14 protein-coding genes are annotated in these 17,503 nt (G+C 42.5%); 11 read left to right on the plus strand and 3 right to left on the minus strand.

The features are described 5' to 3' along the window. Window positions 1-232 precede the first annotated feature (232 nt). Genes rpe through trpS form a run of 3 tightly spaced genes read left to right on the plus strand, consistent with a single transcriptional unit; the run spans window position 233 to window position 2,634 of the window. Window positions 233-919 (plus strand): ribulose-phosphate 3-epimerase, encoded by a 687-nt coding sequence (rpe, locus tag LPA49_RS09295; protein ID WP_036973185.1) that lies wholly within the window; start codon window positions 233-235, stop codon window positions 917-919. Continuing rightward, complete coding sequence (locus tag LPA49_RS09300; protein WP_230236438.1) at window positions 916-1,581, plus strand: HAD-IA family hydrolase; 666 nt, start codon at window positions 916-918, stop codon at window positions 1,579-1,581. The genes rpe and LPA49_RS09300 overlap by 4 nt, the downstream gene beginning before the upstream one ends. 48 nt (window positions 1,582-1,629) lie before the next feature. Further along, complete coding sequence (gene trpS / locus LPA49_RS09305) at window positions 1,630-2,634, plus strand: tryptophan--tRNA ligase (protein WP_036973183.1); 1,005 nt, start codon at window positions 1,630-1,632, stop codon at window positions 2,632-2,634. A 481-nt stretch (window positions 2,635-3,115) separates the two neighbouring features. On the opposite strand, the gene LPA49_RS09310 is transcribed toward trpS, so the two are convergent. Together LPA49_RS09310 and uvrA are read right to left on the minus strand one after the other, a co-directional pair. Then, window positions 3,116-4,192: a hypothetical protein gene (locus LPA49_RS09310; protein ID WP_074989345.1), complete on the minus strand. Its 1,077-nt coding sequence runs from the start codon at window positions 4,190-4,192 to the stop codon at window positions 3,116-3,118. 13 nt (window positions 4,193-4,205) lie between these two features. Next, window positions 4,206-7,025, minus strand: a complete 2,820-nt coding sequence (uvrA, locus tag LPA49_RS09315) for an excinuclease ABC subunit UvrA (protein ID WP_074989346.1) — start codon at window positions 7,023-7,025, stop codon at window positions 4,206-4,208. Between the two features lie 163 nt (window positions 7,026-7,188). On the opposite strand from uvrA, the gene LPA49_RS09320 reads away from it, so the two are divergent. The 3 genes from LPA49_RS09320 (at window position 7,189) to LPA49_RS09330 (ending at window position 11,289) form a co-directional block, all read left to right on the plus strand. After that, window positions 7,189-8,556, plus strand: a complete 1,368-nt coding sequence (locus tag LPA49_RS09320) for an MFS transporter (protein WP_036973178.1) — start codon at window positions 7,189-7,191, stop codon at window positions 8,554-8,556. A 19-nt stretch (window positions 8,557-8,575) separates the two neighbouring features. Continuing rightward, window positions 8,576-9,268 (plus strand): single-stranded DNA-binding protein, encoded by a 693-nt coding sequence (gene ssb, locus LPA49_RS09325; protein ID WP_180311143.1) that lies wholly within the window; start codon window positions 8,576-8,578, stop codon window positions 9,266-9,268. Between the two features lie 323 nt (window positions 9,269-9,591). Further along, entirely contained in the window at window positions 9,592-11,289 is a 1,698-nt protein-coding gene (locus LPA49_RS09330; RefSeq protein WP_180311142.1) for an EAL domain-containing protein, read from the plus strand. On the opposite strand, the gene LPA49_RS09335 is transcribed toward LPA49_RS09330, so the two are convergent. Further along, window positions 11,286-12,182, minus strand: coding sequence for a 1-aminocyclopropane-1-carboxylate deaminase/D-cysteine desulfhydrase (locus LPA49_RS09335; protein ID WP_180311141.1), 897 nt, complete (start codon window positions 12,180-12,182; stop codon window positions 11,286-11,288). The genes LPA49_RS09330 and LPA49_RS09335 overlap by 4 nt on opposite strands. A gap of 236 nt (window positions 12,183-12,418) precedes the next feature. Between LPA49_RS09335 and LPA49_RS09340 the strand changes: the two genes are divergently transcribed. From LPA49_RS09340 to LPA49_RS09360, 5 genes are all read left to right on the plus strand, one after another. Beyond that, entirely contained in the window at window positions 12,419-14,443 is a 2,025-nt protein-coding gene (locus LPA49_RS09340) for a formylglycine-generating enzyme family protein (protein WP_180311140.1), read from the plus strand. A gap of 132 nt (window positions 14,444-14,575) precedes the next feature. Beyond that, window positions 14,576-15,619: a rod shape-determining protein gene (locus LPA49_RS09345; protein WP_036973172.1), complete on the plus strand. Its 1,044-nt coding sequence runs from the start codon at window positions 14,576-14,578 to the stop codon at window positions 15,617-15,619. Further along, entirely contained in the window at window positions 15,619-16,461 is an 843-nt protein-coding gene (gene mreC / locus LPA49_RS09350) for a rod shape-determining protein MreC (protein ID WP_174403892.1), read from the plus strand. Before LPA49_RS09345 ends, mreC begins: the two co-directional genes overlap by 1 nt. Beyond that, a complete protein-coding gene (gene mreD, locus LPA49_RS09355) occupies window positions 16,454-16,933 on the plus strand; it encodes a rod shape-determining protein MreD (RefSeq protein ID WP_036973169.1) in 480 nt (159 codons plus the stop codon). Before mreC ends, mreD begins: the two co-directional genes overlap by 8 nt. Beyond that, window positions 16,933-17,502, plus strand: a complete 570-nt coding sequence (locus LPA49_RS09360; protein ID WP_036973166.1) for a nucleoside triphosphate pyrophosphatase — start codon at window positions 16,933-16,935, stop codon at window positions 17,500-17,502. Before mreD ends, LPA49_RS09360 begins: the two co-directional genes overlap by 1 nt. Window position 17,503: the final 1 nt, after the last annotated feature.

The following is a 17,503-nucleotide window of genomic DNA, read 5'->3' on the forward strand; positions in this document are numbered from 1 at the left end:
AAATTAGCAGCTTGAAGTAAATGAAATGTTTAATTTTTGTTTGTTTTTAGTTGTTATTAAAAAAGAGGTTATACGCAATGGGTTCGTTCTTTTTACCTAGATTCAATAGTCTAAAAGACTGACTCTATTATTTTGTCGGGCGCTGCGCTTTCGTGCCGGTGTTTAAATCAGCTAACGATTGGGTTACATTAAGCGCACTTTCATTGCTGTAGCAAATTTTAAGGGATCTCTCATGCTGGAAACATTACAAAAGTATTTAATTGCCCCGTCTATTTTATCGGCCGACTTTGCGCGTTTAGGCGAAGATGTCGATCGCGTCTTAACCAGTGGTGCTGATGTTGTACATTTTGATGTAATGGATAACCACTATGTGCCAAACCTGACCTTTGGCCCCATGATTTGCAAAGCATTACGTGACTACGGTGTTACCGCACCGATAGATGTGCATTTAATGGTGAAGCCGGTTGACCGCTTAATTCCTGATTTTGCTGAAGCTGGGGCGTCAATTATTAGTTTTCACCCAGAAGCCAGTGAACATATTGACCGCACCTTACAGCTAATTAAAGATTGTGGTTGCCAAGCGGGATTGGTGTTTAATCCTGCAACCAGCCTGAGCTACCTTGAGCATGTTCTCGACAAAGTTGATGTGATCTTATTGATGTCGGTAAACCCCGGTTTTGGTGGTCAAAGCTTTATTCCACATACCTTAGACAAGTTACGTCAAGCGCGTAAAATTATTGAACAATCAGGTCGAAATATTCGCCTTGAAGTGGATGGCGGTGTTAATGTGGATAACATTGCAGAAATCGCTGAGGCAGGAGCCGATATGTTTGTTGCCGGTTCTGCTATTTTCAACCAACCTGATTACAAAGAGGTGATCGATAAAATGCGTGCAGAGCTAGGAAACGTTAATTCATGAGATACGATGCTGCCTTTTTTGACCTCGACGGCACATTAGTCGACAGTGTTTATGATTTGTATATTGCCATGAATTTAACGCTAATAGATTTAGCGTTCCCAGTGGTCACACAAAAATTAGTGGAAGGTTGGGTTGGTAATGGCATAGAAACGCTTGTTAAGCGAGGCTTGAGCGGTGATATGCAAATAAGCGAGCATTTAGATGATGCGTTGGCACAGCAAGCTATCACTCTTTTTTATCAGCATTATGATGAGGTTGTTGGTGATTATAGCGCGCTTTATCAGCACGTTGAGACAGGTCTTGCAGCGCTGGCAAGCATACCCAAAGTCATCATAACCAACAAAGCACGCCGCTTTACTGAAAAACTACTTGATAAGTTGGCACTTACTCATCATTTTCAGTTTATTGTTTGCGGCGATGATATGACAAAAAAACCATCAGCTGAACCGTTACAATTTGCTTGCAGACAACTTAATGTAAGCCCAGAAAAAGCCATTATAATCGGTGACTCTAAAAGCGATGTATTAGCAGCTAAAGCTGCTAATGTTGATGTTATCGCGCTCGGTTATGGTTATAACCAAGGTGAAAACCTTGCTGATTTCAATCCAGAGTACCTCTGTGATAATTTCTTAGATATAATACCTGTTCTTACGCAAAGGTAAGTGCATTTTAAATTTAGTCTTATTAGTTTAGTAAAATAAAGGAACATCATGAGTAAACCAGTAGTGTTAAGTGGCATTCAGCCAACCGGTGGTATGACAATAGGCAACTATGTTGGCGCTATTAACCAGTGGCTTAAGCTACAGGAAGACCACGAAAGTTTCTTTATGCTGGTTGATTTACATGCCATTACTGTACGTCAAGATCCTGAGCAGCTGCGCTCACGTGTTTTAGATGGTATTGCATTGTATGCGGCGTGTGGTATCGACCCTGAAAAATCTGCGTTATTTGTTCAATCTCAAGTGCCAGAGCATGCTCAGCTTAGTTGGGTTTTAAACTGCTATGCGCAAATGGGTGAGCTTAACCGTATGACGCAATTTAAAGACAAGTCATCAAAGCATGCTAATAACGTAAACGTGGGCTTATTTTCATACCCTGTATTACAAGCCGCTGATATTTTGTTGTATCAAGCAGATCAAGTGCCAGTAGGCGAAGACCAAAAGCAGCATTTAGAGCTTACTCGTGATATTGCGACGCGTTTTAATAACCTGTACGGAGACGTATTTAAGCTTCCTGAGCCATACATTCCTGAATTTGGTGCACGTGTAATGAGCTTGCAAGACCCACTAAAGAAAATGTCTAAGTCAGATGAAAATCCAAACGGCTACATCATGTTGTTAGATGAACCGAAGAAGATTGAAAAGAAACTGAAAAAAGCCGTTACTGATTCAGACGAGCAAGCACGTATTTACTTCGACCGTGAAGAAAAACCAGGCGTATCTAATTTACTTACCTTGTTATCAGTTGCCACTAAACGCTCAATCGAAGACTTAGTGCCTGAGTACGAAGATAAAATGTATGGTCACCTGAAAAAAGATACAGCAGCAGCCGTGGTTAGCATGATTGAGCCTATCCAAGCGCGTTTTCATGAAATTCGTGATGATCAAGCGTTACTTAATAGCATCATGAAGTCTGGCGCTGAGAAAGCGAGTATTCGTGCTGAAAAAACATTAAAAGCAGTGTACGACGCGGTGGGTTTTATTCCTCGCCCGTAGTCATATAACAAGGGCGTTTAAAGATATAAAAATACCGCTTATAAGCGGTATTTTTATATCTAAGCGTCTAACAGAAACTCAATGCCATTAAGGCGCTAAATAGGCAAATGAGTGACACAGCATATTTATCTGTTTTTTCCATTCTACGTTCCTCATCACATTTAAAATATGACTCAATTTTCATCAAAGCTGGTTGGGTATATCTTCAGGTATAAAGGTTGGTGACCTGTTGATAGCGCTACAATAACGGCCTTAGAGGGGGAATGTCGCTTATCAAGATATGAGCAATTTGTTTGATAAGGTTTTTTAATTGATATCTTTTATTTATCAGTGGGTTATATTTAAACCTTATGAAAGGAAATAAGCTTTTAATCAGTACTTTTTAGTGTTTTTTATTGCTTAGTAGGCTTTGCTTTAGCTGCGCTTTCTTTCATTGGTTTCAAAAAACGCAGTAAGCTAAGTGAGTAGCGTGTTTGAGCCGCTATTTTTTAACGGGCGTAACGCCAGGCGAATCACAAGCGATCACCGAAAAGCGATAGCCATACGGCGCATTGTGATCGGGGGTAATTTGAACAATCTCATAATCATTCAATTCCACAGCTTTACTCGTCTCATCTTTTAAGCAACGAGAGTAACTATCAGCCTCAAAGCTAAAAGCAAACATGGCAATGAGACGTTTGCTGCGCTCAAAGTAGCCCTTGGTATTTAAAAATTGACGTAAGTTTTCAACGGTTTCACTCTCACCATCACTCTCACCCTCACTGTCTATCTCAACATTGCGCTTAGATGGGGGCGTTTCTGCGCTGCTCTTTGGAAGGTGTTGTTCTATTTTTTCACTGATTTCTTCAACGGCTTTTTGTTGCTCAGAGGGTGACTCTTTTGCTATCGCTTGGCCATCAACAAAGCTTGTAAGAATATTATCAAGCACCTCTTCAGGTGGTTTGTCATTAATGAACGAAGTCAGATTAATAAAGACCACTGACGCTAATATAAAGCGCACTATAGCCGTTAATAATGGTGAATAACTTTGACTAATAAATTTTATTCGCTCTGAGCCAAACGGTTTTATTAATAATAAAATGAAGATATAGAAGGGTAAAAAAAGTTGAAACAACAGCAGGGTACCTAATGTGATCCCCATTGCCCAAGGGGGCAAATACAGTAAGGTGGCAAAGTTATGGGTATAGTTAAAGTGGTTGGCCGACACATGGGTAACGTCATTAACAATGCCACTGGCCCCAGCTAATACAAAGTTTGCGATACTGGCATAGAAAATTAAGATGAGTGCTTTGCCCGCTAAAGAGTGCCACAGCTGATTAAACTTAGGCCAAAATTCAATAACGAGGGCAATGATAGTGATGGTGGCACTTAGCCAGCCTGATTGCAGAACAATCAGGCTGCTTAATGCTAAAAGGTAGAGCTTTTGTGCGGTACTTAAGTTAAACCAAATGGCTTGTATACGTTCAACCAACCTTGTTTTATGAGGTTGCCAGCTACGCTGCTGTTGTTGAAACTGTTTATTAGCGCGCCACTTCGCTATTTTTAAATACCTACGCACCCAACGTCCTTTTTTATAGTAGTGGTTTTAAGTATCTGCCTGTGTGTGAACGTTCGCAATCGGCCACTTCTTCAGGGGTACCCGAAATTAAAATTTCACCGCCGCCAGAGCCCCCTTCAGGGCCTAAATCGACAATCCAGTCAGCAGTTTTGATCACATCAAGATTGTGTTCAATCACTACAATGGTATTGCCATGGTCGCGTAAACGGTGAAGCACCACTAATAATTGCTGAATATCAGCAAAGTGTAAACCTGTTGTAGGTTCATCAAGTATATAGAGTGTTTTACCCGTGTCGCGTTTTGATAGCTCACGTGCCAGTTTTACACGCTGCGCTTCACCACCTGATAAGGTTGTTGCTGCTTGCCCTAAACGGATATAAGACAAGCCAACATCCATTAGGGTTTGTAGCTTGCGGGCAATCGCGGGAATTTTATCAAAATACTCGCGCGCGTCTTCCACGGTCATTTCTAATACTTGGTGAATATTTTTACCTTTGTACTGTACTTCAAGTGTTTCACGGTTGTAGCGCTGACCTTTACATACATCACACGGCACATACACGTCTGGTAAAAAGTGCATTTCTACTTTGATTACGCCATCACCTTGACACGCTTCACAACGACCGCCTTTCACGTTAAAGCTAAAGCGACCGACTTTATAACCTCGTGAGCGGGCTTCTTGGGTGCCAGCAAACAGTTCACGAATACCAGTAAAAATACCGGTGTATGTGGCAGGGTTTGAACGTGGCGTACGGCCAATCGGGCTTTGGTCAATATCAATTACTTTATCAAAGTGTTCAAGACCACTAATCGATTTATACGGTGCGGCCTCTGCGGTCGTTGCACCATTAAGTTCAGTGTGAGCGAGTTTAAATAAGGTGTCGTTGATAAGCGTTGACTTACCAGAGCCTGAAACACCAGTGATACAGGTCATCAAACCGAATGGAATTTTTAAATCAACATTCTTTAGGTTATTACCCGTTGCGCCGAATAGCTCAAGCCATTTGTCGTTCGTTGGATGACGAGTGGTTGGTACTTCAATTTTTTTCACACCCGATAAGTATTGCCCGGTGATAGAGTCTTTGCTCGCTAAAATATCGTCATGCGTACCTTGTGCGATAACATGACCACCATGAACACCGGCACCTGGACCAATATCGATAATGTGATCTGCAGCGCGAATTGCATCTTCATCGTGTTCAACCACTATCACGGTATTCCCTAAATCGCGAAGGTGAATAAGGGTTTTTAGCAAGCGGTCGTTGTCGCGTTGGTGTAAACCAATTGACGGTTCATCCAGTACATACATAACACCAACAAGCCCAGCACCAATTTGGCTTGCCAAGCGAATACGCTGCGCTTCACCGCCCGATAGCGTGTCTGCACTGCGCTCAAGTGATAAGTAGTTTAAGCCAACATTTATTAAAAACGATAAGCGATCACGGATCTCTTTTAAGATTTTATCGGCAATCTGAGCACGCTGACCTGTAAGCGCTAGGCCTTCAAAAAATGCCATACTTTCACCAATACTCATGGTGGTGATGGCAGGCAAATTAGTTTGACCTATGAATACGTGACGAGCCTCTTGGCGTAAACGAGAACCATGACAGCTTGGACATGCTTGGCTGGTTTGATATTTTGCCAGCTCTTCGCGAACTGAGTTTGACTCGGTTTCGCGGTAGCGGCGGTTCATATTATTTAATACACCTTCAAACTCGTGATTACGAGTAATAAGGTCGCCGCGGTCATTTCGATAATTAAAGGCGATTTTGGTTTTACCCGATCCTTCAAGAATGACTTTTTGGGCATCTTTACTTAATTCTTGAAACGGGGCTTCTAGGTCAAAGCCATAGTGTTCAGCCACTGCTTGCAGCATCTGAAAATAATAAAAGCTGCGTTTGTCCCAGCCCTTAATCGCACCGCCCGATAAACTTAGCTCTGGGTTTTGCACCACACGATTGGGATCAAAGTACTGGCGAACCCCTAAACCATCACAGCTTTGACATGCACCAGCAGGATTATTAAACGAGAAAAGGCGAGGCTCAAGCTCGCTCATAGCGTAGCCACATGTTGGACAGGCAAAGTTTGCTGAAAAAAGCATGTCTTCGCTAAGTGAGTCATCCATTGCAGCGACGTGCGCAACACCACTTGAAAGATCAAGGGCTGTTTCGAATGACTCGGCTAAGCGCTGCTGCTGACCATCTTTCACTTTAAAACGATCGACAACCACTTCTATCGTGTGCTTTTTGTGCAGCTCTAACGTGGGAGGATCTGATAAGTCACATACCTCACCATCTATACGGGCACGAATAAAACCTTGACTTGCTAGTTGCTCAAGTAGCTTTACATGCTCACCTTTACGGTCTTTAACCACGGGGGCGAGTAGCATAAGTTTACTGCCCTCTGGCAGAGCTAAAACCGTGTCGACCATTTGGCTAATTGTTTGTGCTGCCAGTGGTAGGTCGTGGGTAGGGCAGCGAGGTTCACCAACACGGGCAAAGAGTAAACGCAGGTAATCGTATATCTCGGTGATTGTGCCAACCGTCGAACGTGGATTGTGCGAGGTTGATTTTTGCTCAATAGAGATAGCCGGTGAAAGACCTTCGATATGATCAACATCAGGCTTTTCCATTAACGATAAAAATTGTCTTGCATAGGCTGAGAGTGATTCTACATAACGACGTTGCCCTTCTGCATACAATGTATCAAACGCTAAAGACGATTTCCCTGAACCAGATAGGCCAGTGATAACTATCAGCTTATCACGGGGAATGGTTAGGCTGATGTCTTTTAAATTGTGCGTACGGGCGCCTCGGACTTCAATGTTTTCCATGCTATCTCGTTTTATTACCAAGTGATTATTTCAGTATCTCACAATACGCGACAAGATTAATCCTTGATCAAAGAAAAAATCCTCACTTACAGGTGATTATTTATTTTTCGCTTGTGGTAGAATCCACGCTTACATTTTAATAGACAGCAAGATTCAGTAATTCATGACAGCATCTTCACTCAACTCCCGAGAAAAACGCGCTGCCGTTTCGTTAGCGAGCGTGTTTGCGTTCCGTATGCTTGGCCTATTTATGTTGATGCCAGTTCTGGCTATTTATGGTCAGCAATTGGAAGGTTTTTCGCCGCTATGGATTGGTTTTGCAATCGGTGCGTATGGTTTAACGCAAGCCGTGTTACAAATTCCAATGGGGTGGTTGTCGGATAAAATAGGCCGTAAAAAAGTGATTATTGGAGGCCTGTGCGTGTTTGCGCTTGGTTCCGTTATTGCTGCCACCGCCGAGTCGGTACAAATGGTGACGTTTGGCCGTGCATTACAAGGTATGGGCGCGATTGCCAGTGCGTTACTTGCTTTGGCTTCAGATTTAAGCCGAGATGAGCAGCGTCCAAAGGTGATGGCTGTTATTGGTATGTGTATTGGTATGAGCTTTGCTGTTGCGATGCTACTAGGGCCAATAGTTGCGGCATCTTGGGGTGTTGCTGGCGTTTTTTGGCTAACAGCTGGGTTGGCCATTTTAGGTATTTTTATTGTCTTGTTTTTGGTTCCAAATGCAGTAAACAAGGCACCCAAAGGCGACACGCTTGCCACCTTAGATGACATAAAACAATTAATTAAACACCCGCAATTAGCACGTTTAGATTTTGGGGTTATGTTACTTCATCTTACGTTAACCACGGTGTTTGTAGCCTTACCGGGTCAATTAATTAAAGATGGATTAATTGCTGATCATCATTGGTATTTATATATTCCAGTCTTATTTTTAGCGTTTTTCTTAATGGCGCCAATGATGATAGTGGCTATCCGCAAAGAAAAAGAAAAACAGGCGTTTATTGGTTCAATCGCTTTATTAGTATTGAGCATGCTGGCGATGTCATTCTGGGTTGATTCTGTGATTGGCATCGGTGTGTGTATGTTAGTTTACTTTGTCGCATTTAATTTTTTAGAAGCCACTATGCCTGCATTAGTGTCTCGTATTGCCCCTGCAAACCAGAAAGGCTCTGCCATGGGCGTGTTTTCGTCTACGCAGTTTTTTGGTGCCTTTTTAGGTGGTTTATTGGGGGGCTATGTTGCACAAGCGCTAAGTGCGCAAGCAGTGTTTGCGGCGGCGGCACTTGTTGGGGTAATATGGCTTATCCTTGCTTGGAATATGCAAGTCCCACCAAGAAGTAAAATTATTAGCTTAATGACAGAATTAAGTTCCGAGCAGCAGGCACAAGCGCTTGCTTCTCGTCTAGTTGCTTTACCGGGCGTAATAGAAGCAACGGTTGTTTGCGATGAAAATCGCAGCTATTTAAAGATTAATGATAAAGAATTTGACCTAGACCAAGCACGAAAAGCGGCTGGTTTAATCTAACGTTTAAAGGAGAAGTTCCATGGCACGCGGTGTGAACAAAGTAATCTTGGTTGGTAATTTAGGCCAAGATCCAGAAGTACGTTATATGCCTAATGGCAATGGTGTAGCGAATATCAGCATTGCTACGACTGACAGCTGGAAAGATAAAAACACAGGGCAAATGCAAGAGCGTACAGAATGGCACCGTGTTGTTTTATTTGGCAAGCTAGCTGAAGTAGCGGGTGAGTACCTTCGTAAAGGTTCACAAGTTTATATTGAGGGTCGTTTACAAACACGTAAGTGGACTGATCAATCTGGCCAAGAAAAATTTACCACTGAAATCGTGGTAGACATGGGCGGTCAAATGCAAATGTTAGGTGGCCGTGGTGGCGACCAACAGGGTGGTGGTTATCAAGGTGGCCAATCACAAGGCGGTTACCAAGGTGGTCAACAACAAGGTGGCGGCTATGGTGGCGGTTCGCAGCAAGCGCAAAGCAACAGCTATGCACCTCAGCAGCAGCCAGCACCGGCGCCAGCACAACAACAGCGCCCACAACAACAGCCTGCACCTGCACCGCAGCAAAATAACAACCAATACGGTGGTTATGGCCAACAGCAAAGCAGCGCACCACAGCAAGGTGGTTTTGCTCCTAAGCCACAAAATGCACCGCAAGGTGGCGCATCAAACCCAATGGAACCACCAATCGATTTTGACGACGATATCCCGTTTTAGCACCGGGGAAAAGTTAAAGTATTAAGCAAGATACTTTATATAAAGATTGTATTAAGAACCCAGCCTTGGTGCTGGGTTTTTTATTGCTCAAAATAGACCACTTAATTAAGCACAATGGTATAAACGAATGGGGATGGCTTCGAATATGTTTCGGTTACAAAATAATTCTCATTAAGGCATTTTGCTAGGTGTTTAAATTTACGTAACTTTTGACAGCGTTGGTCAGGGGATGAATCAGAAATTTCTTTAAATCGCGCTGCAGCCTTGTATTTATAGGGTTCTTGAACAACACTTTGTGTATATTTGGGCAACTAACTTGTGAAATGAAAAAAGACCTAACATCACAAATAAAGCAACCGGAAGTCATTTATGTGACGGCCGCTTTTTTGTTATTAGTTGTTTTTAATATTTTTTTAAGTGACGTATTACACGAGAAAGTGCATCGCACAGGTACTGAGCTTGCAAGGCAAGTATACGACTTAAACTTAGACCCCATTGCGTCAAAAGATATCATTGCAACCTTAGTTGAAAGTAAAGGTTTTGCTATGAACGTGACAGATGTGCCACATAATTTTGCCAACTTTATTGATTTAGAGCAGGAGGTATTTAGTTATCACACTGTGAGTTTGCGCCTTTTTCACTGGCCTTCATGGGTCGTTGAAAGTCATTTATTTATCTTTTTAAACTTAATTCTAATTGGGGCTGGGTATTGGGGATTTCGCTGGTGGCGGGTACTGTCTAAAAAAGTATTGGTAGCCGCAGCACCGCCGGTGAAGCCTATTGAAAAACAGGTCAAGCCGGTACTTACAAAAGGAGAGCTGCCAAAGCCGCTGCCTCATCAAGATTTAAATATTTTGTATGGGGTACCAACAAACTACAATCATTTATTTGCTCTGTTTTTTTGGAAAACCCCGTTTCCGGCGAATCTTGATGTCGATAATTACTTTAAAGTAGTGATTGCCAAAGGGTTTGGGGAACTTGTTAACCGTTCGGTAAAACTACTTCCCTCGGGCGGTATAGCTGTAACACTAAACAGTGTGCCTGCCACCGAAGTTGATAAGTACACCAAGCGTTTGCATCACGTTGTATATCAAGCGTGCCTTAATTATCGCAGCGATTTATCGCGTGGTGATATAAAAATAGGTGTATGTAATTACCGTACTGGTGCTGATCAGGCTGTGGTGTATCAGCTTACTAAATCGGCACTGACTTTAGCTAAGCAAAGTGCGTGGCAACACATTCACCGCTTACCGTTTGGGCATACGCAATCTAGTATGCTCACTGATAGTAATGAGCACCTGTTTGAGTACATTAAGAAAAAGCATTTTATGCTGTTCTTTCAACCGTTGTTTGACTTAGAAACAGGGGAAATTTTACAGCATGAAGCGCTTATTAGAATTCGTCATAAAAGCTTAGGATTACTTGCTGCTCGTCATTTCATTCCACAGATGACCAGCAAGAAAGATGTTTTATTGTTAGATCAGACCGTAGTGACACAAGTACAAAAAATGCTTGATAACGAATCAGGTGCGATGATGGTAAGTATAAACTTACATGCGATGAACTGGTTTAATGATGAGTTTTGGCATTGGTTTAAAGCGCAAATGCAAGGCTTTGATGCAGCTAATAAATTACAATTTGAGCTCAGTGAAGACGATTATTTAAAACAGCATAAACAATTAAGCTCGCAGTTTGCTTGTTTAGAAAAATTATCCGCAGGTATTGTGATTGACAATGTTCGCAGTGCCGAAAACCTTGTTGAATACAAGCAACTTAATAATGTGTGTAGTATTAAATTGGCATACGAGCTTATTCATAATATTGATACTAATACGCAGCAACAAAAAGTGGTTAGACAGATTATAGCGAAAGGCAATGAGCTTAATTTTCCTGTTTATGCTGTAGGCGTTGAAACACGCAACGAGCTTGCAACATTAAAAAACCTAGGCGTCATCGCAGCGCAAGGTTTTTACTTTGCTGAACCCCTACAAAAGCTTGCCGATATAACGCCTTTTAGTTAGATTAAACGACGGTACTTTAAGCCGTCTAACCCTTGCAAGCCACCAGTATGGATAGCCATGATCTGCGTGCCTTCTGCAAAGAAACCTTGTTCTATCAATTGCCACAGCGCATACATCATTTTACCGCTATAAATAGGCTCTAGTGGGATGGCATGTTGTTGCGTAAATGTCTGACAAAACTCCCACAGTTCATGACTGAATTTGCCATAACCGCCATCATGATGTTCAAGTAATAGCTGCCAATTTTTTTGTTGTCTTGCTTTACGGCTCAGTTGCTTAATGTCATCAATTAAATATTCGGCCTGTTTTAATACTGCAATACCGAGCACGGTTGTGGAGTGTGGGCTGCCTTCAATTAAGCCTGCCAGCGTGCCACCACTGCCTGTTGGGCAAATAATGACATCGCTCGTCGGTAAGCTTTGCGCTAATTCTTGGCACCCCAGCAGCGCCGCAGGGTTAGTGCCTCCCTCGGGTAGAATATAAGCATGCGGGAACTGCTTTTGTAATTCTGCCAAATAGCGGCTTTCGCCTCTTAAACGGTAAGTAATACGGTTAACGGGGTGCAATGTCATCCCGCAGCGTTTGGCGTACTGCAATGTGGGGTTGTGTTCATCAAGCTCAGGTCCGCGAATAATACCGTGCGTTTTAAACCCAAATAACTGACCCGCAGCTGCTGTGGCATGAATATGGTTTGAAAATGCGCCGCCAAAAGTGAGTAGCTCAGTTTTTCCCTGTTGTTGCATAGCCCGTAAATTAAATTTTAATTTACGCCATTTGTTACCACTAATTTGTGGGTGAATAAGATCATCACGTTTAATCTGTAATGTCAGCTTTTGTGCTGATAACAGTTCGTGGTTGATGGTTTGAACAGGCGATTCAGAAATAATAGTCACGGTTTAATTTACGCTAAAAAAGACGCTTAATTGTAGCAAAGTCGTCATAGAGATAGAAATTAGTCAATTAAACTAAAATGATTTTGTTATTTACTGGCATCAACTAAGGTAATAGTTGTAAACTCAGATAATAATTGAACAAAGCTTGTGTTTTGCCTTGCAAGTACATAGCATAAGAGTTTAATTATAAAAAATAATAATGACCAAATAATTGCCGCTTTTTGGGAATGGAATATATGCGAATTGCTCCTTTATCTCTGTTAATTTCAGTTAGTTTGCTAGCATCGAGTGCATTTGCACAAGATACTGCTACGGTAACTGGCATTGAATCAGAGATCAGTAAAAAACAAGCCGAATACGATAACTCGACCTTAATACTCGAAAAACACCTAAAAGAAGAAAGTCAGTTACAAAAACAACTCGAATTATTGCGCGCCCGCTCAGCTGAGCTAGACAAAGAAAAAAACCAAGCGCTTGATGCAATGAACGAGATGTATCGTCGATTAATTGATGACCCCACTTTAGATATTAGCAATGCACAAACGCGCTATCAAAAAGCAGTGGTGGATCACAAACAGAACAAAGATGACATTTCGATGCAATTGGCGGCAATTGCATCGCATAGAAAAGATATTGAGCAAATTCGTGTTGCTAAGCATACCCAACTAAACACCTTAGAGAGCTTAAAAGAGCAACTCGCAACAGCACGTGTTGAACGTTTGCGCAATGAGTTTACGCGTGAAGGCACACTTGAAGTTAATCATACGATTAATTGTAAGCGCACTGAAACATTAGCAGCGTGTGAGCAACGTGGTCAGCAAATGGGATTACAAAAAGCCACCAAGCGCTTTGTAGATCAAATTTTTGCTAACTTAACAGAAGAACGTTTAGTTGAGCCGAAACGCAATTTAGCGGGTGCACAAGTTAAAATTTTAAGTAGTCATGTTGTAAATAGTGCCTTTAGCGGACAAGGTAACTATAACGTGAACTTAAGCGTAACGATGCGCGGTGATGTGAACAGCAGCCGTTTATGTAGTCTGCTTAACTTAGACAACCGTTTTTGCGCAGATTATGGTTCACCGCTTGCTGGAAACTATCAACCCAATTACACCACCACTTACTCTGATAGTCAGTTAACATTCAGTGACTCTCAGGATAATAGTCAGGTGGTATCGGTTTCGCGTATGAGCGAACAACCTGTAAGTGATTACTCAGTAAAAAAGCCAGTAAGGGTTGAACCATTACCTGATCTAAAAAAATCTAAAATGGTTGAATTAACGCTTCGTTCAAATGTTTATGATGATGAAGTGTTTATTGATGGTGTGAGCTTTGGGTCAACCAAGCTAACGACATCATTACCAAGAGGTTTTCATGATATTGAGATACGCAAGCGTGGTTATAAAAGCTATAAAGCGCGTTTAGACTTGCGTAAAGCTCAAACTATTAATGCAAAATTAGTGAAAGAGCCTGAACCAATTGTCGCTGCCGTTGTCGCAACAGAGCAACCTACAGCAGCGCCAGTGGCAAGTATTGTTAATAAAACCAATACAGCGAGTATTGTGGTTATCCCAGCGGGTACATTTAAAATGGGTGACATTAACGGTAATGGCTTAGCTAATGAGCGCCCTGTTGTTGAAAAAACCATTGCTAACTCATTTGCCATGCAAAGCAAAGAAGTCAGTGTGGGTGAATATGAGCAATTCGTTGCTAATACAGGTTATAAAACAGAAGCCGAAAAGAATCGTGGCTGTGCTTATTACTTAAATGGTGAGCCAGTATGGGAAGCGACCTTAAACTGGCGCAACCCAGGTTTTGAGCAAGACAGTGATTTCCCGGCTGTTTGCTTAACGTATAATGATGCCAAAGCATATGCAGATTGGTTATCAGGGCAAACAGGGCAGTTGTTTCGTTTACCGAATGAGGTTGAGTGGGAGTACGCTGCACGCGCAGGTAAAGAAACTGAATACCCTTGGGGTAACGAGATAGGTAAAAATTTAGCGAACTGTGGCTGGTGTGGTAGTGAATGGTCAAACAAAAGCGCTGCACCAACCGGGTCGTTTTCTCCTAATGCATTTGGTCTGTATGACACAGTAGGTAATGTATGGGAATGGACAAACAAAAAACCGGGGCAGTCTGATGTGACTGTTCGTGGTGGGGCATGGAATTTCGCTCCGAGCCTAGCACGTGTATCAACACGCTTAATTTTAGCGCCAGATTTTCGTGCAAACTATATCGGGTTTCGTTTAGTACGCGAGCGATAAAAATTTTTAAAGGAAGCAAAGCAGGCTTCCTTTTTTAGCAATTTAATAAAGGCAGTTGCGCTTTATTGTGCTTAGCATGGTAGAGTGAGAGCAGCTAGTATAAGAACGTATTATCAAAGGTCATCCAGCCTCATGTTTAAAAAACTTCGTGGTATTTTTTCAAACGATCTATCGATCGACTTGGGTACAGCCAATACCCTTATTTATGTAAAAGAAGAAGGTATCGTATTAAATGAACCTTCAGTAGTTGCTATTCGTCAAGAGCGAGCTGGTGGTCCTAAAAGTGTTGCGTCTGTAGGTACGGAAGCAAAACAAATGTTAGGCCGTACACCGGGTAACATTAAAGCGATTCGTCCAATGAAAGACGGTGTTATTGCCGACTTTTATGTCACCGAAAAAATGCTCCAGCACTTTATCAAGCAAGTACATAACAACAATTTTATGCGTCCTAGCCCACGTGTCTTAATTTGTGTGCCGTGTGGGGCAACACAAGTTGAAAAACGCGCTATTCGCGAATCAGCAATGGGTGCAGGTGCACGTGAAGTGTATTTGATTGAAGAGCCAATGGCTGCGGCAATCGGTGCAGGCTTACCTGTATCAGAAGCAACCGGTTCAATGGTTGTAGATATCGGTGGTGGTACGACAGAAGTGGCCATTATCTCGCTTAATGGCGTGGTTTACTCATCATCTGTGCGTATTGGTGGTGATAAATTTGATGAAGCTATTATCAACTACGTCCGTCGTAACTTTGGTAGCCTAATTGGTGAAGCAACTGCTGAAAATATCAAGCATCAGATCGGTTCGGCATTCAAAACCGATGAGCCTGTTGAGATTGAAGTACGTGGTCGTAACCTTGCTGAAGGCGTGCCGCGCTCATTTACACTTAACTCACATGAAATCCTAGAAGCATTACAAGAGCCTCTAATGGGGATTGTAAGTGCGGTTATGGTTGCACTTGAGCAATCACCTCCTGAGCTTGCCTCTGATATCTCTGCACACGGCATGGTATTAACAGGCGGTGGTGCACTGTTAAAAGATTTAGATCGTTTATTAATGGAAGAAACAGGTATTCCTGTTGTTGTTGCTGACGACCCACTAACTTGTGTTGCTCGTGGTGGCGGTAAAGCATTAGAAATGATTGATATGCACGGTGGTGACGTATTTAGTTACGACTAATGAAGTTAATGTTTGGTCGTACCATCTCTTTGCAACTGCGACTCTTTGTCGCAGTGCTTTTGAGTGTCGTATTGATTGTGGGCGATCGATATACACAAGGTGGTACAACAATCCGCACCAGTTTAAATACACTGGTTAGCCCACTCATCTATCTTGCCAATTTGCCGTATGAGCTATTTAGTATTGGTGCGAAGAATCTTCATACTCGCGATCAGCTTCTTACTGAAAACGAAGCACTGAAGAAAAAACAGCTTTTACAAAGCGAACAACTACAACAGCTGCAATTTTTATCGCGTGAAAACGACAAGTTGCGTGCGTTACTCGGTTCGTCTGCAAAGCAATCAAATCGTAAAATAATTGCCCAAGTGCTCTCTGTTCATTCAAATCCATACAGCCATCAGGTTGTGATCAATCGTGGCACTACAGATGGCTTAAGCGAAGGCCAAGCTGTGATTGATGAAATGGGGGTTGTCGGGCAAATTACACAAGTGGGTTCAACCACTTCTCGCGTTTTGCTTATGACCGACACAACCCATGCGACACCGGTACGTATTTTACGCAATGATGTTCGCACTGTGGTTGAAGGGATTGGCAAAATAAATGTCGTGAAGCTGTCGCATGTGCCGCATAGCCTTGATGTACGTATTGGTGATATTTTAGTGACTTCAGGTCTAGGGGGGACTTTCCCTGAGGGGTATCCTGTGGCCGTGGTAACCGAAATTAATCGTGATGAAGGGCACCCATTCGCACAAGTGTATGCTGAGCCAATTGCCCAACTTGACCGAATTCGTTTATTGGTTGTGCTGTGGCGTAATCAGCAGGAGAGCATAAGCAATGAATAGCCGTCACTCTTTGCTGATTGCAATTAGTATCTTTTTTGCACTGGTCATGGCATTAATGCCGTTACCTATCTCATTTGAGCCATACCGCCCAGACTGGGTGTTACTGGTGCTTATGTACTGGTCGTTAGCGGTGCCGCACCGTTTAAACATTGGCACAGCGTGGGTTGTGGGTTTATTAATGGACTTAGCATCGGGCTCTCCACTGGGCGTGAACTCGCTGACCTATTCGGTGTGTATTTTTATTACCGCCAGTAACTTTCAAAAAATTAGAAACTTTTCTTTATGGCAGCAAAGTATATTAATTGCTTTGTTTTTAACGCTTTACCACTTAATGCAATTTTGGCTTAATCACTTTTTGATGGGAGTTTACTTCAGCCCTCATTATATGTGGCCCGTGCTGACTGGCATGCTGTGTTGGTGGTGGATTTTCTTAATTTTGCGTAAATACCGCCGTCATTTCAGGATTAGATAATGCAAACCGCAATTTATTTGGCGTCTGCATCACCGCGCCGAAAAGAGTTGCTCAGCCAACTCGGCGTTGAGTTTTCTCAATTTAGCGTTGATGCAGATGAAAGCCAATTTCCGAACGAATCGCCACGTCATTACGTAGAACGTTTAGCCAAACTCAAAGCACAATCAGGCGTTGCAATGGGCTATACCGACAGGCCCGTGTTAGGCAGTGATACGGTTGTGGTTATTGATGACACAGCCCTTGGCAAACCGCTTGATAAAGCCGACTTTGTAGCAACGATGCAACGTTTGTCGGGCCGAACTCACCAAGTTATGACCGCCGTTGCAATTGCTGATACACAGCACGTAAAAAGCTGCCTTGTAATTACCGATGTCACTTTTAAACAGCTTAGCGATGATGAAATCGACGCTTATTGGCACTCTGGTGAACCGCACGATAAAGCGGGTGGTTATGGCATTCAAGGCCAAGGTGGACGGTTTGTAAGTCATATTTCTGGTAGCTATTTTGCAGTAGTAGGCTTACCTTTATATGAGACTGAGCAGTTATTAAATGAATTTTTAAGAGGGTAAC

This window comes from Pseudoalteromonas sp. MB41 (assembly GCF_020966275.1).
Taxonomy (GTDB): Bacteria; Pseudomonadota; Gammaproteobacteria; order Enterobacterales; family Alteromonadaceae; genus Pseudoalteromonas; species Pseudoalteromonas lipolytica.

Bases quoted from the DNA above. Each gene is read 5' to 3' on its own strand.
- LPA49_RS09360 (WP_036973166.1), top strand. From the start codon at position 16,933: ATGCAAACCGCAATTTATTTGGCGTCTGCATCACCGCGCCGAAAAGAG.
- rpe (WP_036973185.1), top strand. From the start codon at position 233: ATGCTGGAAACATTACAAAAGTATTTAATTGCCCCGTCTATTTTATCG.
- trpS (WP_036973183.1), top strand. From the start codon at position 1,630: ATGAGTAAACCAGTAGTGTTAAGTGGCATTCAGCCAACCGGTGGTATG.
- LPA49_RS09340 (WP_180311140.1), top strand. From the start codon at position 12,419: ATGCGAATTGCTCCTTTATCTCTGTTAATTTCAGTTAGTTTGCTAGCA.
- LPA49_RS09345 (WP_036973172.1), top strand. From the start codon at position 14,576: ATGTTTAAAAAACTTCGTGGTATTTTTTCAAACGATCTATCGATCGAC.
- ssb (WP_180311143.1), top strand. From the start codon at position 8,576: ATGGCACGCGGTGTGAACAAAGTAATCTTGGTTGGTAATTTAGGCCAA.
- uvrA (WP_074989346.1), bottom strand. From the start codon at position 7,025: ATGGAAAACATTGAAGTCCGAGGCGCCCGTACGCACAATTTAAAAGAC.
- LPA49_RS09320 (WP_036973178.1), top strand. From the start codon at position 7,189: ATGACAGCATCTTCACTCAACTCCCGAGAAAAACGCGCTGCCGTTTCG.
- LPA49_RS09300 (WP_230236438.1), top strand. From the start codon at position 916: ATGAGATACGATGCTGCCTTTTTTGACCTCGACGGCACATTAGTCGAC.
- mreC (WP_174403892.1), top strand. From the start codon at position 15,619: ATGAAGTTAATGTTTGGTCGTACCATCTCTTTGCAACTGCGACTCTTT.
- mreD (WP_036973169.1), top strand. From the start codon at position 16,454: ATGAATAGCCGTCACTCTTTGCTGATTGCAATTAGTATCTTTTTTGCA.
- LPA49_RS09330 (WP_180311142.1), top strand. From the start codon at position 9,592: ATGAAAAAAGACCTAACATCACAAATAAAGCAACCGGAAGTCATTTAT.